The sequence below is a fragment of the Saccharothrix ecbatanensis genome, assembly GCF_014205015.1.
GTDB lineage: Bacteria > Actinomycetota > Actinomycetes > Mycobacteriales > Pseudonocardiaceae > Actinosynnema > Actinosynnema ecbatanense.
Genome location: NZ_JACHMO010000001.1, coordinates 8287185 through 8313926, shown reverse-complemented (window position 1 = coordinate 8313926; position 26742 = coordinate 8287185). Strand labels below are relative to the sequence as shown.

General features: G+C 71.1%; 25 protein-coding genes and 1 pseudogene. 19 read left to right on the top strand and 7 right to left on the bottom strand.

Going from position 1 to position 26742, the window contains the following annotated elements; genetic code table 11:
• The first annotated feature begins 8 nt into the window (after positions 1–8).
• From F4560_RS36800 to F4560_RS36785, 4 genes are all read left to right on the top strand, one after another.
• A complete protein-coding gene (locus tag F4560_RS36800) occupies positions 9–1151 on the top strand; it encodes a metallophosphoesterase family protein (RefSeq protein ID WP_184927685.1) in 1143 nt (380 codons plus the stop codon).
• A complete protein-coding gene (locus tag F4560_RS36795; RefSeq protein WP_184927684.1) occupies positions 1148–4027 on the top strand; it encodes an AAA family ATPase in 2880 nt (959 codons plus the stop codon). Before F4560_RS36800 ends, F4560_RS36795 begins: the two co-directional genes overlap by 4 nt.
• A gap of 220 nt (positions 4028–4247) precedes the next feature.
• Positions 4248–5255 carry a PLL family lectin gene (locus F4560_RS36790; protein ID WP_312869689.1) on the top strand — a complete coding sequence of 336 codons (1008 nt, stop codon included), beginning with the start codon at positions 4248–4250 and terminating at the stop codon, positions 5253–5255.
• A 128-nt stretch (positions 5256–5383) separates the two neighbouring features.
• Positions 5384–5779 (top strand): VOC family protein, encoded by a 396-nt coding sequence (locus F4560_RS36785; RefSeq protein WP_221483769.1) that lies wholly within the window; start codon positions 5384–5386, stop codon positions 5777–5779.
• Here F4560_RS36785 and F4560_RS36780 read toward each other — a convergent pair.
• Positions 5776–7674 (bottom strand): ABC transporter ATP-binding protein, encoded by a 1899-nt coding sequence (locus F4560_RS36780; RefSeq protein ID WP_184927682.1) that lies wholly within the window; start codon positions 7672–7674, stop codon positions 5776–5778. The two genes, F4560_RS36785 and F4560_RS36780, sit on opposite strands and share 4 nt — an antisense overlap.
• 47 nt (positions 7675–7721) lie before the next feature.
• Positions 7722–7886 carry an IS3 family transposase gene (locus tag F4560_RS45185; RefSeq protein WP_246479064.1) on the bottom strand — a complete coding sequence of 55 codons (165 nt, stop codon included), beginning with the start codon at positions 7884–7886 and terminating at the stop codon, positions 7722–7724.
• On the opposite strand from F4560_RS45185, the gene F4560_RS45180 reads away from it, so the two are divergent.
• Entirely contained in the window at positions 7851–8045 is a 195-nt protein-coding gene (locus F4560_RS45180; protein WP_246479275.1) for a hypothetical protein, read from the top strand. The two genes, F4560_RS45185 and F4560_RS45180, sit on opposite strands and share 36 nt — an antisense overlap.
• A gap of 69 nt (positions 8046–8114) precedes the next feature.
• Here the strand turns inward: F4560_RS45180 and F4560_RS36770 are convergent, their stop codons facing one another.
• Complete coding sequence (locus F4560_RS36770; RefSeq protein ID WP_184927680.1) at positions 8115–9059, bottom strand: 4-hydroxy-3-methylbut-2-enyl diphosphate reductase; 945 nt, start codon at positions 9057–9059, stop codon at positions 8115–8117.
• An 85-nt stretch (positions 9060–9144) separates the two neighbouring features.
• On the opposite strand from F4560_RS36770, the gene F4560_RS36765 reads away from it, so the two are divergent.
• The 7 genes from F4560_RS36765 (at position 9145) to F4560_RS45845 (ending at position 14353) form a co-directional block, all read left to right on the top strand.
• Positions 9145–9630 carry a lipid droplet-associated protein gene (locus tag F4560_RS36765; protein WP_184927679.1) on the top strand — a complete coding sequence of 162 codons (486 nt, stop codon included), beginning with the start codon at positions 9145–9147 and terminating at the stop codon, positions 9628–9630.
• Positions 9627–10958, top strand: a complete 1332-nt coding sequence (gene xseA, locus F4560_RS36760) for an exodeoxyribonuclease VII large subunit (protein ID WP_184927678.1) — start codon at positions 9627–9629, stop codon at positions 10956–10958. Before F4560_RS36765 ends, xseA begins: the two co-directional genes overlap by 4 nt.
• Entirely contained in the window at positions 10939–11346 is a 408-nt protein-coding gene (locus F4560_RS36755; protein ID WP_184927677.1) for a sugar ABC transporter substrate-binding protein, read from the top strand. Before xseA ends, F4560_RS36755 begins: the two co-directional genes overlap by 20 nt.
• Positions 11343–11552 (top strand): exodeoxyribonuclease VII small subunit, encoded by a 210-nt coding sequence (locus F4560_RS36750; protein ID WP_184927676.1) that lies wholly within the window; start codon positions 11343–11345, stop codon positions 11550–11552. The genes F4560_RS36755 and F4560_RS36750 overlap by 4 nt, the downstream gene beginning before the upstream one ends.
• Before the next feature lie 54 nt (positions 11553–11606).
• A complete protein-coding gene (glpX, locus tag F4560_RS36745) occupies positions 11607–12662 on the top strand; it encodes a class II fructose-bisphosphatase (protein WP_184927675.1) in 1056 nt (351 codons plus the stop codon).
• Positions 12663–12798: 136 nt separating this feature from the next.
• Positions 12799–13566 carry a S1 family peptidase gene (locus tag F4560_RS36740; protein WP_184927674.1) on the top strand — a complete coding sequence of 256 codons (768 nt, stop codon included), beginning with the start codon at positions 12799–12801 and terminating at the stop codon, positions 13564–13566.
• Positions 13567–13879: 313 nt separating this feature from the next.
• A complete protein-coding gene (locus tag F4560_RS45845; RefSeq protein WP_312869688.1) occupies positions 13880–14353 on the top strand; it encodes a L,D-transpeptidase in 474 nt (157 codons plus the stop codon).
• A gap of 43 nt (positions 14354–14396) precedes the next feature.
• Here F4560_RS45845 and F4560_RS36730 read toward each other — a convergent pair whose 3' ends face one another.
• Positions 14397–15368: an NAD(P)/FAD-dependent oxidoreductase gene (locus F4560_RS36730; protein WP_184927673.1), complete on the bottom strand. Its 972-nt coding sequence runs from the start codon at positions 15366–15368 to the stop codon at positions 14397–14399.
• Positions 15369–15448: 80 nt separating this feature from the next.
• Here F4560_RS36730 and F4560_RS36725 point away from each other — a divergent pair, with 80 nt between their 5' ends.
• Complete coding sequence (locus F4560_RS36725; RefSeq protein WP_184927672.1) at positions 15449–16843, top strand: class II fumarate hydratase; 1395 nt, start codon at positions 15449–15451, stop codon at positions 16841–16843.
• A 62-nt stretch (positions 16844–16905) separates the two neighbouring features.
• Here F4560_RS36725 and F4560_RS36720 read toward each other — a convergent pair whose 3' ends face one another.
• Positions 16906–17883 (bottom strand): DMT family transporter, encoded by a 978-nt coding sequence (locus tag F4560_RS36720; RefSeq protein WP_184927671.1) that lies wholly within the window; start codon positions 17881–17883, stop codon positions 16906–16908.
• A 68-nt stretch (positions 17884–17951) separates the two neighbouring features.
• Positions 17952–18128: a hypothetical protein gene (locus F4560_RS45165; RefSeq protein ID WP_246477930.1), complete on the bottom strand. Its 177-nt coding sequence runs from the start codon at positions 18126–18128 to the stop codon at positions 17952–17954.
• On the opposite strand from F4560_RS45165, the pseudogene pdxR reads away from it, so the two are divergent.
• The 6 genes and pseudogenes from pdxR to F4560_RS36690 form a co-directional block, all read left to right on the top strand.
• A pseudogene (gene pdxR / locus F4560_RS36715) lies at positions 18052–19227 on the top strand (MocR-like pyridoxine biosynthesis transcription factor PdxR); the annotation flags it as partial. The gene F4560_RS45165 and the pseudogene pdxR overlap by 77 nt on opposite strands.
• A gap of 121 nt (positions 19228–19348) precedes the next feature.
• The gene (locus F4560_RS36710) at positions 19349–20875 is read left to right on the top strand and encodes an ATP-dependent DNA ligase (RefSeq protein WP_184927670.1); all 1527 of its coding nucleotides are present in this window, start codon (positions 19349–19351) and stop codon (positions 20873–20875) included.
• A 401-nt stretch (positions 20876–21276) separates the two neighbouring features.
• Positions 21277–22716, top strand: coding sequence for a GuaB1 family IMP dehydrogenase-related protein (locus F4560_RS36705; RefSeq protein WP_184927669.1), 1440 nt, complete (start codon positions 21277–21279; stop codon positions 22714–22716).
• Positions 22717–22826: 110 nt separating this feature from the next.
• Complete coding sequence (locus tag F4560_RS36700) at positions 22827–23780, top strand: ABC transporter ATP-binding protein (protein ID WP_184927668.1); 954 nt, start codon at positions 22827–22829, stop codon at positions 23778–23780.
• Positions 23777–24544, top strand: a complete 768-nt coding sequence (locus F4560_RS36695; RefSeq protein ID WP_184927667.1) for an ABC transporter permease — start codon at positions 23777–23779, stop codon at positions 24542–24544. Before F4560_RS36700 ends, F4560_RS36695 begins: the two co-directional genes overlap by 4 nt.
• 32 nt (positions 24545–24576) lie before the next feature.
• Positions 24577–25284 (top strand): Pr6Pr family membrane protein, encoded by a 708-nt coding sequence (locus tag F4560_RS36690; RefSeq protein ID WP_184927666.1) that lies wholly within the window; start codon positions 24577–24579, stop codon positions 25282–25284.
• 144 nt (positions 25285–25428) lie between these two features.
• Here the strand turns inward: F4560_RS36690 and phoH2 are convergent, their stop codons facing one another.
• Positions 25429–26718, bottom strand: a complete 1290-nt coding sequence (phoH2, locus tag F4560_RS36685) for an RNA 5'-3' helicase PhoH2 (RefSeq protein WP_184929611.1) — start codon at positions 26716–26718, stop codon at positions 25429–25431.
• Between the last annotated feature and the right edge of the window lie 24 nt (positions 26719–26742).

The window sequence follows — 26742 nt, the reverse complement described above, 5'->3', positions numbered from 1 at the left end:
TGGCCGGCGTGAAGATCCTGCACACGTCCGATTGGCACGTGGGGCGCACCTTCCACGGCCGTGACCTGCTGCCGGAGCAGGAGTCGGTGTTGGGCGGGCTGGCGGACACGGTGTCGGACGAGCGGATCGACGTGGTCGTGGTCGCCGGTGACCTGTTCGACCGGGCGGTGCCGAACGCCGAGGCGGTCGCGGTGTGCTCCCGGGTGCTCAGGCGCGTCCGCGAGGCGGGCGCGCAGATCGTGATCACGCCGGGGAACCACGACTCGGCGGCCCGGCTGGGCTTCCTGGGCGCGTTCACCGAGGCGGGCGGGCTGCACCTGCGCACGCGGATCGCCGAGCTGCACGAGCCGGTGCTGTTCGCCGACGACCACGGGCCGGTCGCCGTGTACGGGATCCCTTTTCTGGAGCCGGAAACGGCGCGGCAGGCGCTGGGCGTGGACGCCAAGGGCCACGGCGGCGTGCTGACCGAGGCGATGCGGCGGATCAAGGAAGACCTGACGGCCAGGCCGGGGACGCGGTCGGTCGTGTTGGCGCACGCGTTCGTGACGGGCGGCGAGCCGTGCGAGTCGGAGCGCACGATCGCGGTGGGCGGCGTGCAGGACGTGTCGGGCGCGGTGTTCGCCGGGGTCGACTACGTGGCGCTGGGTCACCTGCACGGGCAGCAGACGTTGGCCGATCACCTGCGGTACTCCGGCAGCCCGGTGGCGTACTCGTTCTCCGAGGCGCGGCACCACAAATCGGTGTGGCTGGTCGACTTGGACGCGAGCGGCCTCGCCGGGGTGGAGCAGCGTTCGCTGCCGGTGCCCCGGGCGTTGTCGACCTTGAACGGCGCGCTCGACGACCTGCTGCTCGACCCGGACCACGAGCCGGTCGAGGACCACTTCCTGTCGGTCACGCTGACCGACCGGGTACGGCCGCTGGATGCGTTGCGGCGCCTGCAAAAGCGGTTCCCGCACGCGGTGCACGTGGAGTGGCGGCCGGAGGGCGGGCGGACGGGCGAACTGCGGTTCGCCGAACGGGTCCGCGGTCGCACCGACGAGCAGATCGCGTGCTGCTTCATCGAGGACGTGCGCGGTGACGTGCCGGGCCCGCGTGAGCTGGACCTGCTGCGCGAGGCGTTCGCGGCGGCTGCCCGGGAGGGTGAGTCGTGAAGCTGCACCGGTTGGCGGTCAGCGGGTTCGGCCCGTACGCGGAGCGCGAGGAGGTCGACTTCGACGTCCTCGGCGCGGACGGCCTGTTCCTCCTGCACGGCGACACGGGCGCGGGCAAGACGACGCTGCTGGACGCGGTGGCGTTCGCGCTGTTCGGCAAGGTGCCCGGCGCGCGCGGCGACGTGAAGCGGCTGCGCTGCGACTACGCCCACCGCGACACGCAGACGTACGTCGACCTCGAGCTGACCGTGCGCGGTCGGCGGTTCCGGATCAAGCGCAGCCCCGAGTACGAGCGGCCGAAGAAGCGCGGCGACGGCGCGACCCGGCAGCAGGCCCAGGTGTCGCTGACGTGGATCAGCGGCTGGACCGGTGAGGGCCACAGCCGCATCGACGACGTGGCCCGCGAGGTCGAGGGTCTGCTCGGGATGACGGCCGAGCAGTTCTTCCAGGTGGTGCTGCTGCCGCAGGGCGAGTTCGCCCGGTTCCTGCGCGCGGAGACGGCCGAGCGGGAGAAGCTGCTGGAGAAGCTGTTCGGCACGGAACGCTTCCTGGACGTGGAGAAGTGGTTCCGCGAGCGGCGCAAGGAGTGCAAGCGCGAGGTGGACCAGCTCGGGCTGGTGCACCGCGACCTGGTGCAGCGGGTCGCCGAGGCCGCGCACGAGGAGCCGCCGGAGGCCGGTGGCGACCAGGAGTGGCTCAGCTCCCTGCTCAAGCGGCTGGACGAGGCCGAACGTGACGCCGACCAGGTGGCGGCGGAAGCGGGCGCCGTGCGGGCGGACGCGGAGAAGGACTGGCAGGAGGCACGGGCGCGGCACGAGCGCGTGCTGCGGGTGCGGCAGGCGCGGCGGAACCTCGACCGGTACGCCGAGGTGGAGCCGAGCCTGCGGGAGTGGATCGCCGAACGTGACGCGGCCCGTCAAGCCGCCGTCGTGGTGCCCGCCCAGGAACGCTCGGTGAAGCTGGACCGCGAACTCGCCGCCGCCGTCGCGCACGAGGTGGCCGCGGCCGACGCCGTGCAGGCCCTCGGCTACCAGGGCGCCGACCTGCGCGGCGACGGTGAACGCCTGCGCGAGGAGGCCGGAAGTCTGACGAGCCTGGCGGCCGAGGCCGAGCGGCAGCGCGTCGACCAGCGGCGGATCGTCCAGCTCGACAAGGACGTCGCCGCCACGTCGCGGCAGCTGGCCGCGCTCGTCACGCAGCTGGACGAGGTGCCGCCGAAGTTGGCCGCCGCGAAGACCGCCGTCGAGGAGTCGGCCGAGGCCGCCGCACGGCTGGCGCAGGTGTCCGGTCTGGCCGCTGCCGCCGTCGAGTTGCCCCGCGTCGATCGGGCGTTCCGGGAGGCGGACGACGCGCGGCGGGTCGCGGTGGACGCGCAGCAGAAGGCCCGCGAGACGCTGCTCCGGATCCGTCGGGAACGGCTGGACGGCATGGCCGTCGAGCTGGCGGGCCAACTGCGTGCCGGCCACGAGTGCCCGGTGTGCGGTTCGGCGGAGCACCCGTCGCCCGCGCAGCCGATGCTGAACGCGGTGACGGCGGTCGACGAGGAACGTGCCGCCGAGGAAGATCAGCGCGCGCTCGACGTGCGTCAGCGGGCCGAGCAGGAGTCGCAGAAGCTCGAAGCACGGCTGGGGTTGCTGCGCGAGCAGCTGGGCGACCGGCCGCCGGCCGAGCTGGAACGCGAGTACCGGTCCGTGGCCGCGTCGGCCGAGCAGCTGGAGAGCAGGCAGGCCGCGCTGGCGGAACTGGAGGACAAGGTGCAGCGCGCGCTCGACCAGCGCGGCACGTTGGAACGCCAGCTGACCGAGGCTCGCACGCAGCACGCTCAGCTCGTGGAGGCCGTCGAGGAGCGTGGCGCGCGGCTGGAGGAGGCGCGCGGCGACTTCCCGGACGTGGTGACGCGCCGGGCCCACCTCAGCGACCTGGCCGACGCGCTGACCGCGTTGGCGACGCGCCGTGCCGCCGTGGCCGAGCACGAGGAACGCCTGGCCGACCAGCGCCTCGAGGTGGCGCGGCTGGCGTCGGACGCCGGGTTCGCCGACGTGGCGGACGCCCTGGCCGCCGCACGCCCGGCCGCCGCCGTCGCCGAGCTGGAGACCCGGATCCGGGACGTCGAGAAGACCAGGACGGCCGCTGAGAGCACGCTGGCCGAGCTGCCCGACGTCGACCCGGACGCCGAGGTCGACGTGACGGGCACGGAGGAGCGGTTCCGCCGGGCGACCGATCGCGCGACCGAGGCCACCACCGCGCGGACCAACGCCCGCACCAGGGCCACCCGCGCCGCCGCGCTGGCCGAGCAGCTCAGGGCCGCGTGGCTGCGGCTGGAGCCGGTGGAGGCCGAGTACGCCGAGCTGGACGCGTTGACCGACGTGATCAACGGCCTGGGCCAGAACTCCAAGAGCATGACCCTGCGCACCTACGTGCTGGCCGCCCGGCTGGAGGAGGTCGCGGTGGCCGCGAGCGCGCGCCTGGAACGCATGAGCCAGGGCCGCTACCGGTTCGTGCACTCGATCGAGGCCGGTCCGCGCGGCACCAGGGGCGGGCTGGGGCTGGACGTCATGGACGACTACTCGGGGCAGCAGCGGCCGGCGAAGACGTTGTCCGGCGGCGAGTCGTTCCTGGCGTCGCTGGCGCTGGCGCTGGGCCTGGCGGACGTGGTCGCGGCGGGAGCCGTGCTGGACACGCTGTTCATCGACGAGGGGTTCGGCACGCTCGACGCCGAGACCCTGGAACTGGTGATGACCACGCTGGACGAGCTGCGCGCCGGCGGCCGGGTCGTCGGCCTCGTCTCGCACGTGGAAGAGCTGCGGCAGCGCATCCCGACCAGGCTCCGGGTCCGCAAAGCCCGCGAGGGTTCGTCGCTCGAACTGACGGCCTAACGGCCCGCTCCGCCCGCCCGACCCCAATGGGGTTCACCTTCTCGAATTAACTTCCGGGTCTAATCACAGCGCGTCACCGGCGAGGGCGGAAAAGTGCCCTTTCTGCGGAGAACGCCCACCAGGGCGGATGAAACATTTTTCCACCATTCGGTTTCCGCCAACCGTGCTACGTTCCAACTTGCTTCACTCTGCACGCATCCGGATAACGGAGGGAAAACCGGTGCATTCCAGATTCGCACGATTGTTGATCGCCGTGCTGCTCACGTTGTTCTCCACCGGCGCAAGCGTGGCCGCGGCCGCACCCGCAGACAGATCGGCGGCCCAGAACGAGGCGGCCCGGAATGAGCCCGCCCAAAACCAGGCGGCGCCGAATCAGGTGGCCGGGAATGAGGTCCCGCAGAATCAGGACGCCGAAGGCCAGAGCCGGACGTGGTCGGGCTGGGGCGATCTCGGTGGCGTGATCACCGCGGGTCCGGCCGTGGCGTCGTGGTCGGCGGGCCGGCTCGACGTCGTGGCCCGGGGCACGGACTCCGCCGTGTGGCACAAGGCCTGGAACGGGTCGTCCTGGACCAACTGGACCAGCCTCGGCGGCGTGATCATCGACAACCCGGCCGTCGTCTCGTGGGGGCCCAACCGGCTCGACGTGTTCGCCCGGGGCACGGACAACGCGTTGTGGCACAAGTGGTGGAACGGCTCGTCCTGGTCCGGCTGGGAAAGCCTCGGCGGCGTGCTCACCGCCGGTCCGGCGGTCGCGTCGTGGTCGTCCGGCCGTCTCGACGTCGTCGTCCGGGGCACCGACTCGGCGGTGTGGCACAAGTACTGGAACGGCTCGTGGTCCGGCTGGAGCAACCTCGGCGGCGTGATCATCGACAACCCGGCGATCGCGGCCTGGGGCCCGAACCGGCTCGACATCTTCGTCGAAGGCACGGACAACGCGCTGTGGCACAAGTGGTGGAACGGCTCGTCGTGGTCCGGCTGGGAGAGCCTCGGCGGCGTGATCACCGCCGGTCCGGGCGTCTCGTCGTGGGCTTCCGGCCGCCTCGACGTCTTCGTCAAGGGCACCGACAACGCGCTCTGGCACAAGTACTGGAACGGCTCGTGGTCCGGCTGGGAAAGCCTCGGCGGCACGTTCCTGCACAACCCGGCCGCCGTCTCGTGGGGGCCGAACCGGATCGACGTCTTCGTCGAGGGAACAAATAACCACCTGTGGCACAAGGCTTGGTACTGAGCTCATCACGGCGTTGAGTTCTGCACTTTCGCGGTAAACGTCCTCATTCTTCAGTATTGCTGCCGGGTACCCGCGCGCGTTCCTCAGGGTAATGCGTGCGGGTACCCGGCTGCACTAGAATTCGCGCCATGGTCTACCGGTCCGCGTTCCCGATGTTGATCTGCGACGACCTGGCGCGGTCGATCGCCTTCTACTGCGACGCCCTCGGCTTCACCGTGACGTACCGCTTCCCCGCGGACGGCGACCCGGCGTACGTCGCGGTCGACCTGCCCGACGGCTCGAAGCTAGGCCTCGGCCAGGTGGCGCCGGACGGCAAGGGCGTGCACGGGCTGCCGCAGCGCCCGACCACCGGTCACGCGTTCGAGCTGTGCGTCTACCACGACGACGTCGACACGGCCGTCGCCGATCTCGAACGCCGGGGCCACCCCGTCCTCCAGGCCCCGAACGACACGCCGTGGGGTGAGCGGATCGCGTTCGTGGCCGACCCGGACGGCAACCCGGTCATGATCACCGCACCGGCCTAGGACGCGAGCAGCCCGCCCCGGTACGCGGAGGCCTGGAGTTCGAACAGCTCGAAGTAGTGGCCGCGCAACGCCATCAGCTGCTCGTGCGTGCCCTGCTCCACGATCCGGCCCCGGTCGAGCACCACGATCCGGTCGGCGTTGCGGATGTTCGCCAGCCGGTGCGTCACCAGGATCGTGGTGCGCCGCGCGGTCGCTTGTCTGAGGCCCTCGAACACACGCGCTTCGGCCTTGGCGTCCAGCGCGGCCGTCGGCTCGTCCGCCACGAGCACCGCCGCGTCCCGGTACATGCCGCGGGCGATGCCCATCCGCTGCCACTGCCCGCCGGACAGGTCCTGCCCGTCGTTGAACTGCCGTGACAGCACCGTGTCCGGCCCGGCGGGCAGTGACGCCAGCACCTCGTCCGCGCCGGACTTCGCCACCGCCTCCCGCCACGCGTCCTCGTCGTCGCGTTCCAGCCGGCCGACCGTCACGTTGTGCCGCGCGGTCATCGGCCACTGCGCCGGGTTCTGCGCGATCACCGCGATGGACGAGTGCACCGAGTGCGGGTCGGCCGTCGCCAGGTCCACGTCGTCCCACGCGACGGTGCCGGACGAGGCCGGGAACAGGCCGGTGAGGACCTTGCCGAGGGTCGTCTTGCCCGAGCCGTTCTCGCCGACCAGCGCGACGACCTCGCCCTTGGCCACGGTCAGGTTCACGTCGCGCAGCGCGGGCTCGGGAGCGCCCGGGTAGGTGAAGGAGACGTCGGTCAGCGTGATCCGGGACGGGTCGGCCGGTGCGGTGACCGGTGAGCTGCCCTGCGCCCGTTCCGCGCCTTCCACCAGCAGTTTCCGGTAGAAGTCGATGTAGAACGAGTCCTCGTAGAGCGAGTTCACGGCGCGCGTCGTGGAGGCCAGCGACGAGAAGCCGGTGCGCATGGCCAGCACCGCCGTGCCCGCGAGCGCCAACTCCATGCCGCCGGTGTGCAGCAGGACGCCGAGGACGACATAGGCGATCGCCGTGCCGACGCCGGCCAACGCGCGTCCGGTGAGCCGCACGACGTTCGTCCGGTGCGCCATCCGGATCTCGTCCGCCATCAGGCTGTCCGCGATGCGGCGGTGTTCGCCGAGCAGGCGTTCCTGCAAGGTGAGCGCGTGCCGTTCGAGGGCGAAGTCGCGGTCGGTGGCGACCTCCTCCACCACGCCCTTGCGGGTGTTGCGGGTGACGGAGTCGAGGAAGTGCTCGTACCGCAGCTTGGACGCGCGCGCCGACGCCCAGGCGTTCGCGAACGCGGCCAGCATCAGGGCGGGGGCGAGCCACGGGTTGAGCAGCCCGACCGTGACGATGGCCGCGATCAGCGAGATACCGCCGGACACCAGGTCCGCCAGGTAGCGCAGGCTGCTTTCCAGCGACCGGACGCCGCGCCGACCGCCCTGCCGTGCCAGCTCGCGGAAGTCCGCGTCCTCGAACGCGAGCAGCGACGCCCGCACGAGGACGGACTTCACCTCGTCGTTGGCCTCACGGGCGACCCTGGGCCGCAACGAACTCTCGACCGCCGCGACCGCCGTGTCGAGCAGTGCGCGGACGACGAACGACCCGACCACCACGGCCAGCGCGGGCAAGGCTTCGGTGATCCGCTGCGGCGTAGGGCCTTCGCGCAGCAGGGCTGAGAACACGTCGGCCGTGGCGAGGAGCCCGAACGCGGTCACGCAGCCGGACAGGACGTGCACGACGCCTGCCAGCACAGTCAGCCGGGGCGAGGTGCGCCAGGCGAGCCGCACCACCATCGACACGGCCGACGGCAGGCTCCGCAACGCCTTGCCGAGGCTGACGGACGTCCCACCCCGGCGCCGGGCCCACTTGGGGGTGGCCACGTTCTCCACCCCGATCAGCACCGTGCTCGTCGACCCAACGCTCATCCACCCAGCAAACGCGAACTCCCCCACCCCGCCAACCGCTTTCACCGTCAGCGCAGCTCAACCCGCCCGGAGGCCGAAATTGTCGTACCCCGCCGGCAGAATGAAAGCAGGGGTCCCCTGGGTGAACTGGTCCCCGGATGTCGGACCGGGCTCAGGCCCTTGAGCGTGGTGGAGATGTGGGTGGTGTTGTACCAGTCGAGGTAGTCGTCCAGGGCGGTGGTGGACTCCTCGACGGTGTCGAACCGGTCGTGGTGGAACAGTTCTTCTTCACGTGGCCGAAGAAGTTCTCGGCGCTGGAGTTGGTCGCGGTGATCGACGAAGCCGCGTTCGTCACCGCCGCCAAGAACGGCGGGTTCGACGGCGCGGCGTGACGACGGCAGAACCACGAAGCGCCCCCGCCGCAGAACACCGGCGTGGGCGCTTCCCGTAAGTCGAACGTCCTAGCGGACCATGTCCTTGCGCAGTTCGCGCGGCAGGGCGAAGGCGATCTTCTCGTTCGCCGTGGTGATCTCCTCGACGTTCCCGTAGCCGTGCCCGGCCAGGAACTCCAGCAGCTCCATCACCAGGATGTCCGGCACCGACGCGCCCGACGTCACACCGACCGTCGTCACGCCCTCCAGCCACGCCAGGTCGACCTCGTTCGCGTAGTCGATCAGGTACGACGCCCGGGCGCCCGCCTGCAACGCCACCTCGACCAGCCGCACCGAGTTGGACGAGTTCTTCGACCCGACCACCAGCACCAGGTCGCACTCCGGCGCCATGGTCTTCACCGCGGTCTGCCGGTTCGACGTCGCGTAGCAGATGTCGTCCGACGGCGGCGCCTGGAGATCCGGGAACCGGTCCTGGAGCTGGCGCACCCGCACCATCGTCTCGTCCACCGACAACGTCGTCTGGGACAGCCAGATCACCTTGGACGGGTCGCGCACGACGACCTTGTCGACGTCCTCAGCGGTGTCCACGAGCTGGATGTGCTCCGGCGCCTCGCCGTAGGTGCCCTCGACCTCTTCGTGTCCTTCGTGGCCGATGAGCAGGATGTCGTAGTCCTCACGGGCGAACCGCTTGGCCTCGTAGTGCACCTTCGTCACCAACGGGCACGTGGCGTCGATGGTGCGGAGCTGCCGGGCCTCGGCCTCCTCGTGCACCGCGGGCGACACGCCGTGCGCCGAGAACACCACGAGCGCGCCCTCGGGCACCTCGTCGGTCTCGTCCACGAAGATCGCGCCACGACGGGACAGCGTCTCCACGACGTGCTTGTTGTGGACGATCTCCTTGCGCACGTAGACCGGAGCGCCGTACTGCTCCAGCGCCTTCTCCACGGTCACGACCGCACGATCCACACCGGCGCAGTAGCCGCGCGGCTTCGCCAGGAGCACTCGCTTGTCCATGGGTCCCAGGGTACGGCGTGACCGCTCTCAGCGTATGGCGCGCCGAATGTAGGCATCGGACCTCCGACTGCGGCAGGCTGTAGGCATGAAGCAACTGCCGCTGACCGTCCGCCTCGCCGCGGGACTGGCGGTCACCGCCGTCGAGCAGGTCCGGAAGCTTCCGATGCAACTCGCGGGCCTGCCGGTCACCGTCATCAGCGAGGCCATGCGGCTGACCATGCGGGTCCAGCAGGAGGTGACGGAACTCGCAATCAAGGGCGACGAAGTGCTGGCCATGCTCAAGCAGCCGGAGCCGGAACCCGAGTGGGCGACCTTCGACGAGGACGAGCCCGAGACGCCGCCCGTGCGTGCCGACGACCCGTGGGCCGAGGAAGAGCAGGCGCTGGCCGCCGAGCCGCCGGCCGTGCTGCCGAACTACGACGAGTTGTCGTTGGCGCAGCTCAGGGCCCGTCTGCGAACGTTGACCGCGGAGGACCTCGATCAGCTGCTGGCGCACGAGCGCACGCACGCCGCCCGCCCCGAGTTCACCGGCATGCTCACCCGTCGCATCGCGAACCTCAAGAACCGGTGAACCCGGAGAAGCCGCCCGTCACCGAGAAGTCCAGCCCCGAGCACCCGTGGCCGGTGCGGACGGTCGCGCGCAAGATCTTCGACTGGATCAACCGACTCGGCGACGTGTGGGTCGAGGGCCAGGTCACGCAGCTCAGCGCACGACCTGGCACGGCGACCGCGTTCCTCACCCTGCGTGACCCGTCGGTCGACATGTCGATGCAGCTGACCGCGCCCGTCGGCATGGTGCGCGAGCTCCAGCTGACCGAGGGCAGCCGGGTTGTCGTGCACGGCAAGCCGAACTTCTTCCCCAACCGCGGCACGCTGAGCCTGCGCGTGGACGAGATCCGGCAGGTCGGCATCGGCGAGCTGCTGGCCCGGATCGAACGCCTCCGCAAGCTGCTCGACGCCGAAGGCCTGTTCGACCCGCGCCGCAAGCGCAAACCGCCGTTCCTGCCGAACAAGATCGGCCTCGTCACGGGCCGCGCGTCGGCCGCCGAACGGGACGTGCTGACCAACGCGCACGCCCGCTGGCCCGGAGCGCGGTTCCGCGTGATCACCGTTGCGGTGCAAGGGGCTTTGGCCGTACCGCAGATCCTCACCGCACTGTCGACTCTGGACCGCGACGCCGAAGTGGACGTCATCGTGCTGGCCCGCGGCGGCGGCAGCGTGGAAGACCTGCTGCCGTTCTCCGACGAGGCGCTGTGCCGGGCCGTGTCGCAGTGCCGCACGCCCGTGCTGTCCGCGATCGGGCACGAGCCGGACACCCCGTTGGTGGACTACGTGGCGGACGTGCGCTGCTCCACGCCGACCGACGCGGGCAAGCGGGTCGTCCCGGACGTCGCGGAGGAGAACGAGCGGATCCGCCAACTGCGCGACCGCAGCCGTCGCGCGCTGCACGGCTGGGTGGACCGGGAACGCAAGCTGCTCGCGTCGCTGCGGACCCGACCCGCGCTTTCCGACCCGCACGGCCCGCTGGACCGGCGCGCGGAGGACATCGACCGACTGCGTGAACGCGCCCGCCGCGCGGTGCGGAACCGTCTCGATTCAGAAACGTCCGGGCTGATCGCCACCACGGCGCGCTTGACGACCCTCGGGCCTGCCGCCACGCTGGCGCGCGGGTACGCGGTGGTCCAGCTCGTGACCCCCGACGGGGTCGACGGCGTGCTCCGGTCGACGTCCCAGGCTCCCGCCGGCGCCCGGTTGCGGGTGCGCGTGGCCGACGGCGCCGTGCACGCGCTCGTGACCGGCGAGAACAGCGATCAGGCAGCGGTCGGTCAGGCAGTCGGTCAGGCAGCGGTCGGCGATCAGGCAGCGGAAGGAGGCGGTGGTGCCGAACCCGGCACGTGAGCCCACGTTCCTGCCGTTGACGATGGCCGCCGCGGCAAGAGCCGACGACGAGGGCGCCCAGGCGGTGCGCACCCGCGCCCAGTCCGCCGACCAGGCCGCCGCCGACTGCTGGCTGTCACTGGTCGCCGGCTGCCAGGCGGGCGGGCAGACGCTGGTCAGCCGGTTACACGACCTGTCCGAGGCCACCTCCCGCTACGCCGGCATGACGTGGTGGCTGGGCCACGGCTCGGTCCACCGCAGGCGTGTCGCCGCCGCCGAGCACCGGATCGACGACGCGGTGCGCGAGGGTGACGGAGCGGAGTTCGCCGAGGCTTTCATCGGCTACGACCAGGCGGTCGCGACCGTCGTGGTGCACGTCCAGAACCGATTGGGGAAGTTGTCCACGTGAGCGAGCCGGGCTACGAGCAGGCCAGGGACGAGTTGGTGGAGGTGGTCCGCAGGCTGGAGGCGGGCGGCCTGTCGCTGGAGGAGTCGCTGGCGCTGTGGGAACGCGGCGAGGCCCTGGCGAAGACCTGCGAACGGCAGCTCGCGGGCGCCCGGGAACGGATCGATCAAGCACTCAGTGTGACCGAGGAGGACGTGGCCGAAGGCTGATGACGTGCGAGGATTGGTCTACCCGCCGGTAATCGCAGTCGCAGGAGGAACGTCATGGTCACAGGCAGCAGCCCGTCCGAGCGCCGCCGCGAGGCACCTGATCGGAACCTCGCGCTGGAACTCGTCCGGGTGACCGAGGCCGCCGCGATGGCGGCCGGGCGCTGGGTGGGCCGCGGCGACAAGAACGGCGGCGACGGCGCGGCGGTGGACGCCATGCGCAAGCTGATCGGCACCGTCACCATGCGCGGTGTCGTGGTGATCGGCGAGGGCGAGAAGGACGAGGCGCCCATGCTGTTCAACGGCGAGGAAGTCGGCAACGGCGAGGGCGCCGACTGCGATGTCGCGGTCGACCCGATCGACGGCACCACGCTGATGGCCAAGGGCATGCCGAACGCGCTGGCGGTGCTCGCGGTGGCCGAGCGCGGCGCGATGTTCGACCCGTCGGCCGTGTTCTACATGGAGAAGCTGGCGACCGGCCCGGAAGCGGCGGACGTCATCGACATCACCGCCCCGATCGGGGAGAACATCCGCCGGGTGGCGAAGGCCAAGCACAGCGACGTGTCCGACGTGACGGTGTGCATCCTGGACCGGCCGCGGCACGAGACGCTGGTGCGGGACGTGCGCGCGGCGGGCGCCCGGATCCACTTCATCTCCGACGGCGACGTGGCGGGCGCGATCTCGGCGGCCCGCCCGAACACCGGCATCGACCTGCTGGTCGGCATCGGCGGCACGCCGGAGGGCATCATCGCGGCGGCGGCGCTGAAGTGCATGGGCGGCGCGATCCAGGCCAAGCTGTGGCCGAAGGACGACGCCGAGCGGCAGAAGGCGCTGGACGCCGGCCACGACCTGGACCGAGTGCTGCTGACCGACGACCTGGTGCGCGGCGACAACGTGTTCTTCTGCGCGACCGGCGTCACGGACGGCGACCTGGTGCGCGGCGTGCACTACCGGGCGGGCGGCTGCACGACCCAGTCGATCGTAATGCGGTCGAAGTCCGGCACGGTCCGGATGATCGACGGTTTCCACCGGCTCACCAAGCTGCGCGAGTACGCGTCGGTGGACTTCGACATCCCGCCCACCGGCGAGGACGCCCTCCCGCCGCTCCCGTAGTGCTCCATTCGCCACAGCGTGCTGTCAACGGTCAACCAAGCGTTACCGGCCGATCGGCTGTGGTGATCAACGAGCGATCCTCCCTAGTTTCCGATCCGTCCCCGAGCATCCCTGCGCCGGGGACGGAGAGGAAGCGATGAAGGTTCGTACCCTGTTCACCGCCTTCGCGGTGGCGGTAGGAGCTGCTTTCGCCACGGCGGCCGGGGCGGCGGCGGCCCCGGCGTCCGACGGCGACATCACCCCGTTCATCGTGGGTGGCGGCAACGCGACGCAGACCTACTCGTTCATGGTGTCCCTGCAAAGCACCACGGGCAGCCACTTCTGCGGCGGCTCGCTGATCAAGGCCAACTGGGTCGTCACGGCCAAGCACTGCGTGCAGGGCCGGTCGGCGTCCTCCATCCGGGCCCGCATCGGCACGACCAACCGCACCAGCGGCGGCACGGTCGCGTCCGGCGCGCAGATCATCACCCACGGGTCGTACGACATCGCGCTCGTGCGCCTGGCCACCTCGGTGGGCCAGACGCCGATCTCGGTGGCGTCGACTTCGGGCGCGGCCGGCACCGCCACCCGCATCATCGGGTGGGGCCAGACCTGCGCTCCGCGTGGCGGCTGTGGCGCGCCGATCACGTTGCAGGAGCTGAACACGTCCATCGTGTCGGACAGCCGGTGCCTGGGCATCTACGGCTCGGTGGAGATCTGCACCAACAACCCGAACGGCAACTCGGGCGCCTGCTACGGCGACTCGGGCGGCCCGCAGGTCAAGTCCGTGAACGGCGTGTGGCAGCTGATCGGCGCCACCAGCCGCGCGGGCAACAGCAGCTCCACCTGCGCCACCGGCCCGTCGATCTACATGGACGTGCCGGCGTTCCGCTCGTGGATCAGCCAGTACGCGGGCGCGGTCTAGCCCACCGGCTCGTCCGTTCGTCCGTTCGTCCGTTCGAAGGGCCGTCCCACTTCCGAGTGGGGCGGCCCTGATCGATTCGTTATCCGGCGGATGGCAACCGGACGCTTCGCGGCGGCGTCTCCAGGGTCAGAAACAGCATGATCCTGGGGGGTGCGCGATGCGCGTGGCAGCACTGGTTGCAATCGCTTTCCTGGCAACGGCCTGCGGGACGTCGGAGCAGGCGTCCGGACCGGCTCCGTCGCCGACGACATCATCTTCGGTCTCGCCTTCGGCTGCGCCGTCAGCCACCGAGGCGCCGACCTCGGAGACGCCCGTGCCGACGCAGGAACCGGCCCCCGCGCCCGTTCCTGCGCCCGCACCCGAGCCGGCACCCGAGCCCACCTCGAAGAGCCCGGAGCCGCAGCCCGCGCCGCCGCCCCCGCCGGTCACCGTGCCCGGCACGCCGTGCGACATCACCGAGGGCGCGTGCGTCCAGCTGTCGACCAACCAGTCGTGGCTGATCAGCGGGGGCAAGATCAGCTACGGACCGGTGCCGACCACGTCCGGCCAGCCCGGCTACGAGACGCCCGTGGGCTACTTCCCGGTGCTGTGGAAGGTCCGCGACGACTGGAGCATCCCCTACAACGGGCCGATGCCGTTCTCGACGTACTTCACCAGCAGCGGCATCGCGTTCCACGAGGGCAGCCTCACGCAGGAGTCGCACGGCTGCATCCACCTGTCCCGCGAGGCGGCGTCGACCTACTTCGACACGCTCCAGGTCGGCGACCAGGTCCAGGTCGCCCCGTAGCCGGTCGCGAGCCGGTCGCGCCCCAGCTGTGTCGGACGCGACGTCACCCGGCGTTGCTGGAGTGCCCCGGGAACAGGTGGGCCGCCGGGTTGAGCAGCACGGCGATGTTGTTGACCGCGGTGGCGGCCTCGCCGAAGCCGGTGGCGATGAGCTTGACCTTGCCGGGGTACTGGGCCACGTCGCCCGCCGCGTAGACGCGGTCCCGGGCGGTGCGCATGGTGGTGTCCACCAGCACCGCCCGGTGGTCGAGCTCCAGGCCCCACGACTCGATCGGCCCCAGGTCGGCGGTGAAGCCGAGGGCCGCGACGACCGCCTGCGCGGGCAGCACCTTGCGGTCGCCGCCCTTGACGGCCACCTCCACCTCGGCCAGGTCCGGGTCGCCGCGCAGTTCCAGCACCTCGGCGTCGGTGATGATCTCCACGCCGAGGTCGCGCACCTGCCGCACGGTCGGCGGGTGGGCGCGGAACGTCGCACGGCGGTGCACCAGCGTGACGCTGGCCGCGATCGGGTGCAGCGCGAGCGCCCAGTCGAACGCCGAGTCGCCGCCGCCGACGACCACCACGTCCTGGCCGGTGTGCACGTTCAGCTTGGGCACGAAGTGCACCATGCCGCGGTCCAGCCACCCGTCGCCCGCCGGCAGCGGACGCGGCCGGAACTCGCCGATCCCGGCCGTGATCAGCACCGCGCCGGCGCGCACCACGCCACCGTCGGCGAGACCGACCTCCAGCCGACCGTCCACATCGGACATCGTCCGGGCCTGGCGGCCGAGCAGGTACGTCGGCTTCCACTGGTCGGCCTGCTGCACGAGCGCCGTCACCAGCTCCCGGCCGCGGATCGCCGGGAACCCGGCCACGTCGTAGATCATCTTCTCCGGGTACATCGCGGTGATCTGGCCGCCCGCCTCGGGCAGCGCGTCGACGATCGCCACCGACAGGTCCCGGAATCCCGCGTAGTACGCCCCGAACAACCCCGTCGGGCCCGCACCGACGATGAGCAGGTCGACCTCAAGCTCCATCCTTCGACCTTAGGTGTTCGAGCCCACTCTTCCCACCCTGTGTTGGGCCGAACGGGGCGAGCCGGTCCAAACTCGGTGACATGGCAGAACAGGAGTACCGCGTCGAGCACGACACCATGGGCGAGGTCAGGGTGCCGGTCGACGCGCTGTGGCGTGCGCAGACGCAGCGAGCGGTGGAGAACTTCCCCATCTCGGGACGGGGCCTGGAGCGCGCCCAGATCCGCGCGCTCGGCCTGCTGAAGGCCGCCGCGGCACGGGTGAACGAGCGGCTGGGGGTACTGGAACCCGAAGTCGCTTCGGCCATCGCGTCGGCCGCCGACGCCGTCGCGGCGGGCGGGCACGACGCCCACTTCCCGGTGGACGTGTTCCAGACCGGGTCCGGCACGTCGTCGAACATGAACGCGAACGAGGTCATCGCCACCCTGGCCACCCGCGCGCTGGGCCGTGAGGTGCACCCGAACGACCACGTCAACGCGTCGCAGTCGTCCAACGACACGTTCCCGACGACGTTGCGGGTCGCGGCGACGGAGGCGGTGGCGCGGGACGTGATCCCGGCGCTGGAGCACCTGGTCACGGTGTTGGACGCCCGTGCCGCGGACTGGACGTCCCTGGTGAAGTCCGGTCGCACGCACCTGATGGACGCCGTGCCCATCACGCTGGGCCAGGAGGCGGGCGCGTGGGCGACCCAGGTGCGTTACGGCGTCGAACGGCTGACGTCGTCGCTTCCCCGCCTGGCCGAGTTGCCCATCGGCGGCACGGCCGTGGGCAGCGGCCTGAACGCGCCGGCGGGCTTCGGCGCCGCCGTCTCCGCCGAGCTGGCGTCGGTGACCGGGCTGCCCCTGACCGAGGCGCGCGACCACTTCGAGGCGCAGGCCACGCAGGACGGCGTGGTGGAGATCTCGGGGCAGCTGCGGGCCACCGCCGTGGGCCTGTACAAGATCGCGAACGACCTGCGCTGGCTCGGCTCCGGGCCGCGCACCGGCCTGGGCGAGCTGGCGCTGCCGGACCTCCAGCCGGGCTCGTCGATCATGCCGGGCAAGGTGAACCCGGTGATCTCCGAAGCCACGATGATGGTGGTGGCGCAGGTGATCGGCAACGACGCGGCGGTGGCGTTCGCGGGGTCCCAGGGCAACTTCCAGCTGAACGTGATGCTGCCCGTGATCGCCCGCAACGTCCTGGAGTCGTCCCGCCTCCTCGCCGCCGTCGCCCGCCTCCTGGCCGACAAGGTCCTCGTCGGCGCCGCGCCGCAGGTGGAGCAGATGCGGGAGTACGCCGAGTCGTCCCCGTCCATCGTCACCCCCCTGAACCGCTACCTCGGCTACGAAGAGGCCGCATCGATCGCCAAGCAGTCCCTCAAGGAGCGCAAGACCATCCGCGAGGTGGTCCTGGAACGCGGCCACGTGCCCGCCAAGCTCACCGAAGCCCAACTGGACGAGGCCCTCGACGTCCTCCGCATGGCCCGCGGCAACCAATAACCCCCGCGAGTCCTACGTTCAGGACCCGCGAGTCCTACGTTCAGAACCCCTGAATTCAACGCTCAGAACGCGCGAGCTGGGCTTTCGGCGCCGTCTGGGGCAGCCGGCGCTGCCTGCGTGGTCGGCGCTGCCTGCGCAGTCGGCGTTGCCTGGGCGTTCGGTGCTGTCTGGGGCGGTCGGTCGGCGGCCGTCTGCCCCCGCAGCCCGATCACACAGCCGCACGCCACCGCCACCGCGCCCACCAACGCCATCGCCGTCAGCTCCTGCGCCCCCAACGCGACCGACGCCCCCAGCCCCGCCACCGGCATCAACCCGATCAGCACCCCGGCCCGGTCCGCACCCAACCGCGCCACCGCGAAGTACCAGAGCCCGAACGCCAAGGCCGTCAGCACGACCCCGAGCACGGCCAGCGCCAAGCCCTCCCGCACCGTCGGCACCTGCCACCCGCCGAACACCGTCCCCAACACCCCACCCGCCACCGCCGCGATCAGGCACGTCCACGTCGCCACCGCCACCCCGCCCAGCCGCCGCACCACACCCACCGCGAACAGCGTGAACGACACCTCGCCCGCCATCGTCAACAGCGCGAGCACCAACCCGGGCCCGTGCCACGACCCGCCGCCGGACAGCACCACCACCCCGCCGACCACGACCACAGCGCCCACCACCGCGGGCACGGCCGGTTTCCGCCCCGCCACCAGCGGCACGGCCAGCGCCAACACCAACGGGCTCGCGCCGAGCATGGCCGCGACGAACCCCGGCTCGGCGTACCGCTGCGCGTACAGCACGCACGCCGTGAAGCCGAGCATCCCGGTCGTCACCAGCCCGATCAGCGCCGGCCAGTCCCGCCGGCTCGGCACCGGCAGCCGCCCACCCCTCAGTCGGATCCACCCGAGCAGCACCACCGCGCCCAACGCGTACCGCATCGCCTGCCCCGTGAGCAGCGGATACGCCTGGAGCATGCCGGTCACCGGCACGGACGCGCCCACGATCACCGATGTCAGGGCACCGGATGCGATCGCGCTCTTCGTGGTCCTCATGAACGACGACTCTGCGCGTTGAGTGGTCCAGGCTTAAGCTCCACTTCAATGCCTACCAACTGGACCACTTACCGGGAACTCCTCCTCCCCACCGCGAACGGCAGGCGCGCGGTGGAGTCCGAGCTGCGCCGCGCGGTGCGGGACGGGCGGCTCGCACCGGGCACCCGCCTGCCGTCCAGCCGTGACCTGGCGGCCCAGCTCGGCGTCGCCCGCGGCACCGTCACGTCCGCGTACGAGCAGCTCATCGGCGAGGGCTACCTGACCGCGCGGCGCGGCTCGGGCACCACCGTCACGGCCACCTGCACGTGGCCCGGCGCGGTCGCCGACGAGCCCGAACCCGCGCCCAAGTTCCGGTACGACCTCAGGCCGGGTGTGCCCGCGTTGAGCGCGTTCCCGCGCGAGGAGTGGTTGCAGGCGCAGAAGTCGGCGTTGGCGGACCTGTCCACCGACGACCTCGGCTACCCGGATCCGGCCGGTTTCGGGCCGTTGCGGCGGGAGCTGGCCGACTACCTGGGCCGGGTGCGGGCGGTGGCGGCGCGACCGTCCGAGGTGGTTGTCACGAACGGCGCGGCCGAGGGGATTTCGTTGCTGGGTCGGGTGTTGCAGGTGGCCGGGCACCGCAGTGTGGCGGTCGAGGAACCGAGCCACCCCGGCGCGGCGGAGATGTTGGCGTCACACGGCTTGACCATCCACCCTGTCCCCGTTGACGACAAAGGGCTTCGCGTCGACTTGCTGTCCGGAGTGGACTGTCGGGCGGTTTTCGTCACGGCCGCGCACCAGTTCCCGCTGGGAGTCGTGCTGCACCCGACGCGTCGCCGCGCACTGTTGGACTGGGCGCGTGCGTGCGACGGAGTGGTGGTGGAGGACGACTACGACGCCGAGCACCGTTACGATCGGCCGGCGCTGGGTGCGATGCAGGCGCTCGACCCGACGCGGGTGGTGTACCAGGGCAGTGCGAGCAAGGTCTTGGCGCCCGCGTTGCGGCTGGGGTGGTTGGTGCTGCCGCCCGCCCTGCGCGATGTCGTGGTGGACCGCAAGCGTTTGGACGACCTCGGCACCGGCACGTTGCACCAAGCGGCGTTCGCCCGGCTGCTCGGGACCGGAGGGTACGACCGGCACCTGCGGCGGACGCGTCAGCTGTACCGGGCGCGGCGCGATGCGTTGCTGGACGAGTTGCGGAGCGTGCTGCCGGACTGGGAGCCGATCGGTGTGGCGGCCGGTCTGCACGTGGTCGTGCGGCTGCCGGAGGGGACCGACGACTCGGCGTTGCAGGCCCGGCTGGCCCGGCGTGGCGTCAACGCCCTGGCCTTGGCGAACTACGCCCGCACGCCGACGTTCCCCGGCTTGGTCCTCGGGTATGCGGCGCTGACGCCGGACCGGTTGCGGGAGGCCGTCCGGGAGCTCGCGCGGCCGTCTGACGGGTCTCGGCCGGTTTTTGTCGGGGGTCGGGTGCACCATGGTCGGCGTGTTGTTCAGCGAAGTCGTCGAGACGTCCGCCGTGGTGGCGGCGACGCGTTCCCGCCTGGCCAAGGTCGCCGCCCTGGCCGAGCTGGTGCGCCGGATGACGACGTCCGCGGTGGTGTCGTTCCTGGTCGGGGCGCCCAGCCAGGGGCGCATCGGCGCGGGCTGGCGGACCGTGTTCGACCTGGCCGTTCCGCCGGCGGCGTCGCCTTCGCTGACGGTGTCCGATGTGGACGCGGCGTTGGGCGCGATCGCGTCGACGAGCGGCAAGGGGTCGACGGCCAGACGCACGGCTCTGCTGACCGATCTGTTCAGCAGAGCCACCGAGGCCGAACAGGACTTCCTGCGTCGGCTGCTGACCGGGGAACTGCGTCAAGGTGCACTCGAAGGGGTGATGCTGGACGCGATCGCCCGGGCTGCCGACGTGCCCGGCGAGGTGGTGCGGCGGGCGTTCATGCTGTCCGGCTCACTGCCCGAGACGGCCGTGGCCGCGATGACCGGCGAGGAGGCGTTGGCGGCGTTCCGGTTGGAGGTCGGGCGACCGGTGCGGCCGATGCTGGCGTCGCCGGCGGAGTCGCTGCCGGACGCGTTGGCCGAGTTGGGGGCGTGCGTGGTGGAGCACAAGCTCGACGGCGCGCGGATCCAGGTGCACCGGTCGGGGGACGAGGTCCGCATCTTCACCCGGACGTTGCGGGAGATCACCGGGACGGTGCCGGAGCTGGTGGCGTTGGTGCGCGGGCTGCCTTGCCGGTCGGTGGTGTTGGACGGTGAGACGCTGGCGTTGAACGACGACGGCAAGCCGCGGCCGTTCCAGGAGACGATGAGCAGATTCGGGGCGCAGGACGTTCGGGAGCTGCTGCTGAGTCCGTTCTTCTTCGACTGCCTGCATGTGGACGGGGTCGATCTGCTGGACGAACCGCTGCGGGTGCGCTTGGACGCGTTGCGCGCGGTGGCGGGCTCGCACGTCATTCCCGGTGTGGTGGCGCCGACGGATGACCTGGCGGCGGAGGTTCTGACGGAGTCACTGGACGCCGGGCACGAGGGCGTGATGGTGAAGGCGCTGGAGTCGGTGTACGCGGCGGGGCGGCGTGGGCGGGCGTGGCAGAAGGTGAAGCCGGTGCACACACTGGACCTGGTGGTGCTGGGAGTCGAGTGGGGCAGTGGGCGGCGGAAGGGGTTGCTGTCGAACCTCCACTTGGGGGCGCGGGATCCGGATGGCGGGCCGCCGATCATGGTGGGGAAGACGTTCAAGGGGATGACGGACGAGTTGCTGGCGTGGCAGACGCGCGAGCTGATGGCGATCGCGACGGAGAAGTCGGACTGGGCCGTGATGGTCAGACCCGAACTGGTGATAGAGATCGAATTGGACGGGGCGCAGGTCAGCACTCGATATCCTGGCGGGGTGGCACTGAGGTTCGCCCGGGTCCTGCGGTACCGACCGGACAAGGACGCGGGCGAGGCGGACACCATCGACACGGTCCGCGCCCTCTTGCCGCGACGTGCAGCGGTCCCGGACGACACAATCGGGTGATCATCGCTCGAAAATGTACGGAAACACTGTTACCGCCACTCGGTTGAACGAGACGGAGACCAACCAACCCCGCCACACCCCTCGAACACCCACCCGCCAACCCGCCAACCCGCCATCGAGCTTGCACTGACAGCGCGCCGCACCTGGTGGCTCCGGCGTCTCCGCCCGACCGCACTCACCCACCGCGACCCCACCGCGACCCCACCGCACGCCCACCACCCGAGCTGGCCACCACCGCGCTCGCACCAGGCTGCCTACCACCAGGCTGGTCACAAGCCGAGCCCCGAACGGAGCCGCCGTAGTGCGGCTTTGGACGAACCCACAACCGCAGACCCCGTAGCGATCGCGCTTTGGTGCCCACAACCGGGGCGAATTCGGGCTGACGCGGGTATCAAGGTCTCGTGCGGTTCATTGAAGGGCATCGGCCCAGCTACGACCTGACCTACGACGACGTCTTCCTCGTGCCCGGCCGGTCGGCCGTCGAGTCGAGGTTCGGCGTCGACCTGTCGACCTCGGACGGCACGGGGGCGACGATCCCGATCGTGGTCGCGAACATGACCGCGGTGGCGGGACGGCGGATGGCGGAGACCGTGGCCCGGCGCGGTGGGCTGGTGGTGCTGCCCCAGGACGTGGCGCCGCAAGCGGTCGCCGAGATCGTCCAGTGGGTGAAGGCCCGCCACCCCGTCTGGGACACGCCGCTGACCCTCCACCCCGACGACTCGGTCGCCGACGCCGTCAACCTCCTCCACAAGCGCGCCCACGGCGCGGTAGTGGTGGTCGACGACGACGGCCGGCCCAAGGGCATCGTGGACGAGGCGGCGTGCGCGGGCGTTGATCGGTTCACGCGGTTGCACGATGTGGCCGACGACCGGATCGTCACCCTTCCGTTGGACACCCCACCGCGTGAAGTCTTCGAACGGCTCCACGGCGGCACCCAGCAGGTCGCACTGGGCGTCGACGCCGACGGCCGCCTCAAGGGCGTGATGACCAGCCTGGGCGCCCTCCGCTCCGACGTCTACCAACCCGCCCTCGACCACGCCAACAGGCTCCGCGTCGCCGCCGCCATCGGCGTCAACGGCGACATCACCGCCAAAGCCGAGCAACTCCTCGCCGCCGGCGTCGACACCCTCGTCGTGGACACCGCCCACGGCCACCAGGAAAAGATGATCGCGGCCCTCAAGGCCGTCCGCGAGGCCCGCCCCACCGTCCCGGTCGTCGCCGGCAACGTCGTCACCGCCGAAGGCGTCCGCGACCTGGTCGAAGCGGGCGCGGACATCGTCAAGGTCGGCGTCGGCCCCGGCGCCATGTGCACCACCCGCATGATGACCGGCGTCGGCCGCCCGCAGTTCTCCGCCGTCGCGGAGTGCGCCGCGGAAGCCCGAAGGCTCGGCAAGCACGTCTGGGCCGACGGCGGCGTCCGCCACCCGCGCGACGTGGCACTCGCCCTCGCCGCCGGCGCCGCGAGCGCCATGGTCGGCTCCTGGTTCGCCGGCACCTACGAATCCCCCGGCGACCTCCAGCGCGACGAACAGGGCCGCCTCTACAAGGAGTCCTTCGGCATGGCGTCCAAGCGGGCCGTGTCCGCGCGCACCCGCACGGACAACGTCTTCGACCGGGCCAAGAAGGGCCTGTTCGAGGAGGGCATCTCCACCTCCCGCATGCGCCTGGACCCGATCCGCCCCGGCGTCGAGGACCTGCTCGACTCCATCACGGCCGGCGTCCGCAGCGCCTGCACCTACGCCGGCGCCCAGACCTTGGAGGAGTTCCACGCCAAGGCGACGCTCGGCATCCAGAGCGCCGCCGGGTTCGCCGAAGGCCGTCCACTCCCGTCGGGCTGGTGAACGGCGACCCGAGTGAACGGCGACCCGAGTGAACGTCGAACCCGAGTGCACGGCGACCCAGGGTGAAACGTCGACCCCGGGTGAACGGACCACCCGATTAGGCTGGCCAGGTGGACGAAGCCGTAGTGGTGACGGACCTGGTGAAGGTCTACAAAAAGGGCCAGAAACCGGCGGTGGACGGGCTGAGCTTCGCGGTCCGCAGGGGTGAGGTGTTCGGGCTGCTCGGCCCGAACGGCGCGGGCAAGACGACCACCGTGGGCGTCCTGACCACCAGGGTCCGGCCGACGTCCGGCCAGGCCCTGGTGGAGGGCGTCGACGTGGTCGCGGACTCCCAGCGGGCACGTCAACTGCTCGCCGTGGTCCCTCAGCGCAACAACCTGGACCGGGCGCTGAACGTCCGGCAGAACCTGCTGTTCCACGCCGCCTACCACGGCATCGGCCGCGCGGAACGGACCAGGCTGGCCGACGAGGTCCTGGCCCGGATGGGCCTCACGGACCACGCGAACAGCCTGGTGGACAAGCTCTCCGGCGGCCAGGCGCAGCGGCTGATGATCGCCCGCTCGCTGATGCACCGGCCGAAGGTGCTGTTCCTGGACGAGCCGTCGACGGGCCTGGACCCGCAGGCGAGGCTGTTCGTGCACGACCGGGTGACCACCCTGCGCGCGGACGGCGTCACGGTCGTGCTCACCACGCACGACATGGACGAGGCGCAGAAGCTGTGCGACCGGGTCGGCATCGTCGACCACGGCAAGCTGCTCGCGCTGGACTCCCCCGGCGAGTTGACCAAGACCCTGCCCGGCAGCACGACACTCAGCGTCACCGTCGCCCTGAACGGCGCCGGACCCGATCCGGTGACGGAAGGGCTGGCCAAGGTCGAGGGCGTGCAACGCGTGGAGCACGTGCAGGAGATGTTCCGCCTCTACACCGACGTCGCGCCCGCCGTGGCGCTGCCCGAGGTCCTGCGGACCCTCGAACGGCTCGGCACGCCGGTCACGGACCTGTCCATCGGCACGCCGAGCCTGGAAGACGTCTTCATCCACCTGACCGGCCGGGAGCTGCGATGACGTCGCTGCGCACGTTCAACGCCATCCTGTGGCGGGACATCTTCGTCACCGGCCGGGAGCTGCCGAGCTTCCTCGCGCAGGTGATCATCCAGCCGTTCTTCATCCTGTTCATCTTCGCCAAGGTGCTCGGCGACATCGGGTACGTGCAGGCCGATTTCGCCGCCGTCCTGCTGCCCGGCATCGTGGCGATGAACGGGTTCCTGGGCGCGTTGCAGAACACGACGCTGCCGCTGGTGCTGGACTTCTCGTGGACGCGCGAGATCGAGGACCGGCTGCTGGCGCCCATCCCGATCCCGCTGGTGGCGGTGGAGAAGATGGTGTTCGGCGCGTTGCGCGGGCTGCTCGCGGCGGTGCTGATGATCCCGATCGGGTTCGTCATGCTGGACGTCAGCTGGCCGGTGTCCGGGCTGCCCGTGGCCCTGCTGGTGATCATCCTGGGCTCGCTGGCGGGCGCGGCGGTGGGCATGGTCATCGGCACGTCGGTGTCGCCGCGGCACATCACCGTGATGTTCGCGGTGATCCTGACGCCGCTGCTGTTCACCGGCTCGGCCCAGTTCCCGTGGCCGGCGTTGGGCAACCTGCGCTGGTTCCAGGTGCTGTGTGCGCTCAACCCGCTCACCTACGTCAGCGAGGGCATGCGTGCCGTGCTGGTGCCGAACGTCGAGCACATGCCGCTGTGGGTGTGCTTCGTGGTGCTGATCGCGGCGATCCTGGGCTTCGGCGCGCTGGGCATGCGCGGCTTCATGCGTCGGGCGCTCGACTAGCAGGACCGCGGGCCCGACCGCATGATCGGGCGATGAGCACAGAGGCCGCGCACGCGAACACCGACGCACCACGGCCGTCCACGGCCTGGAGCACCGGCTCACGTGTGTGGCACGCGTTGTTGGCGGCCATGATCGCCGCGGCGCTGATCACGCAACTGGTGCTGCTGATCACCGGCGGGGCGGACGTCAACTCCGGTCACGCCGAAACGCAGGCGCCGCTCGGTGTGCGCCTGCTGCGCCTGTTCAGCTACTTCACCGTCCAGAGCAACGTGTTCGTGCTCGCCGTGGCCCTCACGCTGGCGCTGAACCCCCGCCGGGACGGTCGTGGCTGGCGGGTGGCGCGGCTGGACGCCCTGCTGGGCATCACGATCACCGGCGTCGTGTTCGACCTCCTGCTCGCGCGGCTGGTGCACCCGGTCGGCGCGGCCTGGTGGGTGAACCTCGGCTTCCACCGCCTCGCGCCGCTGATGGCCGTGCTCGGCTGGCTGCTGTTCGGCCCCCGGCCGCGGGTCGACTGGGCTTCCGTCGCCAAGGCGCTGTCCATCTGGCCGGTCCTGTGGATCGCCTACACGTTCGTCCACGGCGCGATCACCGACTGGTACCCGTACCCGTTCCTCGACGTGACCGAGCTGGGGTTCGGCGCCGCGTTCCGCAACGCGCTGCTGGTGCTGGTGGTCGCCGCCGTCCTCGCGGTGATCGCGAAGGCGCTGGACGCCAAGCTCAAGCCCACACCAGCCTGACCACGGACAGATGCCGCCCCGGTCGCTGTGACCGGGGCGGCATCGCCGTCAGACCGTCAGACCGTCGAGCCGTCAGACCGTCGAGCCGTCAGACCATCGAGCCGTCAGACCATCGAGCCGTCAGACCATCGAGCCGTCAGACCGTCAGGACGCGTAGTCCTCCAGCATCTCGGTGACCAGCGCGGCGATCGGCGAACGCTCCGACCGCGTCAACGTGACGTGCGCGAACAGCGGATGTCCCTTCAGCTTCTCGATGACCGCCGCGACGCCGTCGTGCCGCCCCACGCGCAGGTTGTCGCGCTGCGCCACGTCGTGCGTCAGCACCACCCGCGAGTTGGTCCCCAGCCGCGACAGCACGGTGAGCAGCACGTTCCGCTCCAGCGACTGCGCCTCGTCCACGATCACGAACGAGTCGTGCAGCGACCGGCCGCGGATGTGGGTCAGCGGCATGACCTCCAGCATGCCGCGGTCCATGACCTCCTCGACCACGTCCTGGCTGACCAGCGCGCCGAGCGTGTCGAACACCGCCTGCGCCCACGGCTGCATCTTCTCGCTCTCGGACCCGGGCAGGTACCCCAGCTCCTGCCCGCCCACCGCGTACAGCGGGCGGAACACGACGACCTTGCGGTGCTGGCGGCGTTCCATGACCGCCTCCAGGCCCGCGCACAGCGCGAGCGCCGACTTGCCGGTGCCGGCCCGTCCGCCCAGCGAGACGATGCCGACCTCGGTGTCGAGCAGCAGGTCCAGCGCCACGCGCTGCTCGGCCGACCGACCGTGCACCCCGAACGCCTCGCGGTCGCCGCGGACCAGCCTGATCTGCTTGTCCGGCGTGACCCGGCCGAGCGCGCTCGACGTGCCCGCCAACATGCGCAACCCGCTGTGGCAGGGCAGTTCCGCCACGTGGCCGAGGTCGAACAGCGACGGGTCGATCACGTTCTCGCGGTACAGCGCGTCCACCACGGACTGGTCCACGTCCACGTCGGACATTCCGGAGTAACCGGACAAAGTGACGTCGTGGGCGCGGTACTCCTCCGCGGCGAGGCCGACGGCGCCGGCCTTGACGCGCAGGGGCATGTCCTTGGTGACCAGCGTGACGATGTCGCCCTCGGCCGCGAGGTTGAGCGCGCAGGCCAGTATGCGGGCGTCGTTGGAGTCCGTGCGGAAGCCCGCGGGCAGCACCTCCGGGTCGGAGTGGTTGAGCTCGACGCGCAAGGTGCCGCCTTGGTCGCCGATCGGCACGGGGTGGTCCAGCCTGCCGTGCCGGAGCCTCAGGTCGTCGAGCAGTCGCAACGCCTCCCGGGCGAACCAGCCGAGCTCGGGGTGGTGCCGCTTGCCCTCCAGCTCGCTGATCACCACGAGCGGCAGCACGACCTCGTGCTCGGCGAACCGCGTGGTGGCCAGGGGGTCGGAGAGCAGCACGGACGTGTCCACCACGTACGTGTGGTTCGTCGGCGCGCC

Coding starts and splice junctions, on each gene's coding strand:
- F4560_RS36720 (WP_184927671.1), bottom strand. CDS start 17,883: ATGAGGACCACGAAGAGCGCGATCGCATCCGGTGCCCTGACATCGGTG.
- F4560_RS36690 (WP_184927666.1), top strand. CDS start 24,577: ATGAGCACAGAGGCCGCGCACGCGAACACCGACGCACCACGGCCGTCC.
- F4560_RS36695 (WP_184927667.1), top strand. CDS start 23,777: ATGACGTCGCTGCGCACGTTCAACGCCATCCTGTGGCGGGACATCTTC.
- F4560_RS36725 (WP_184927672.1), top strand. CDS start 15,449: ATGGCAGAACAGGAGTACCGCGTCGAGCACGACACCATGGGCGAGGTC.
- F4560_RS36765 (WP_184927679.1), top strand. CDS start 9,145: ATGAAGCAACTGCCGCTGACCGTCCGCCTCGCCGCGGGACTGGCGGTC.
- glpX (WP_184927675.1), top strand. CDS start 11,607: ATGGTCACAGGCAGCAGCCCGTCCGAGCGCCGCCGCGAGGCACCTGAT.
- F4560_RS36730 (WP_184927673.1), bottom strand. CDS start 15,368: ATGGAGCTTGAGGTCGACCTGCTCATCGTCGGTGCGGGCCCGACGGGG.
- F4560_RS45165 (WP_246477930.1), bottom strand. CDS start 18,128: ATGAGCTGCTCGTACGCGGACGTGACGGTGCCGCGGGCGACGCCGAGC.
- F4560_RS36770 (WP_184927680.1), bottom strand. CDS start 9,059: ATGGACAAGCGAGTGCTCCTGGCGAAGCCGCGCGGCTACTGCGCCGGT.
- F4560_RS36740 (WP_184927674.1), top strand. CDS start 12,799: ATGAAGGTTCGTACCCTGTTCACCGCCTTCGCGGTGGCGGTAGGAGCT.
- F4560_RS36785 (WP_221483769.1), top strand. CDS start 5,384: ATGGTCTACCGGTCCGCGTTCCCGATGTTGATCTGCGACGACCTGGCG.
- F4560_RS36780 (WP_184927682.1), bottom strand. CDS start 7,674: ATGAGCGTTGGGTCGACGAGCACGGTGCTGATCGGGGTGGAGAACGTG.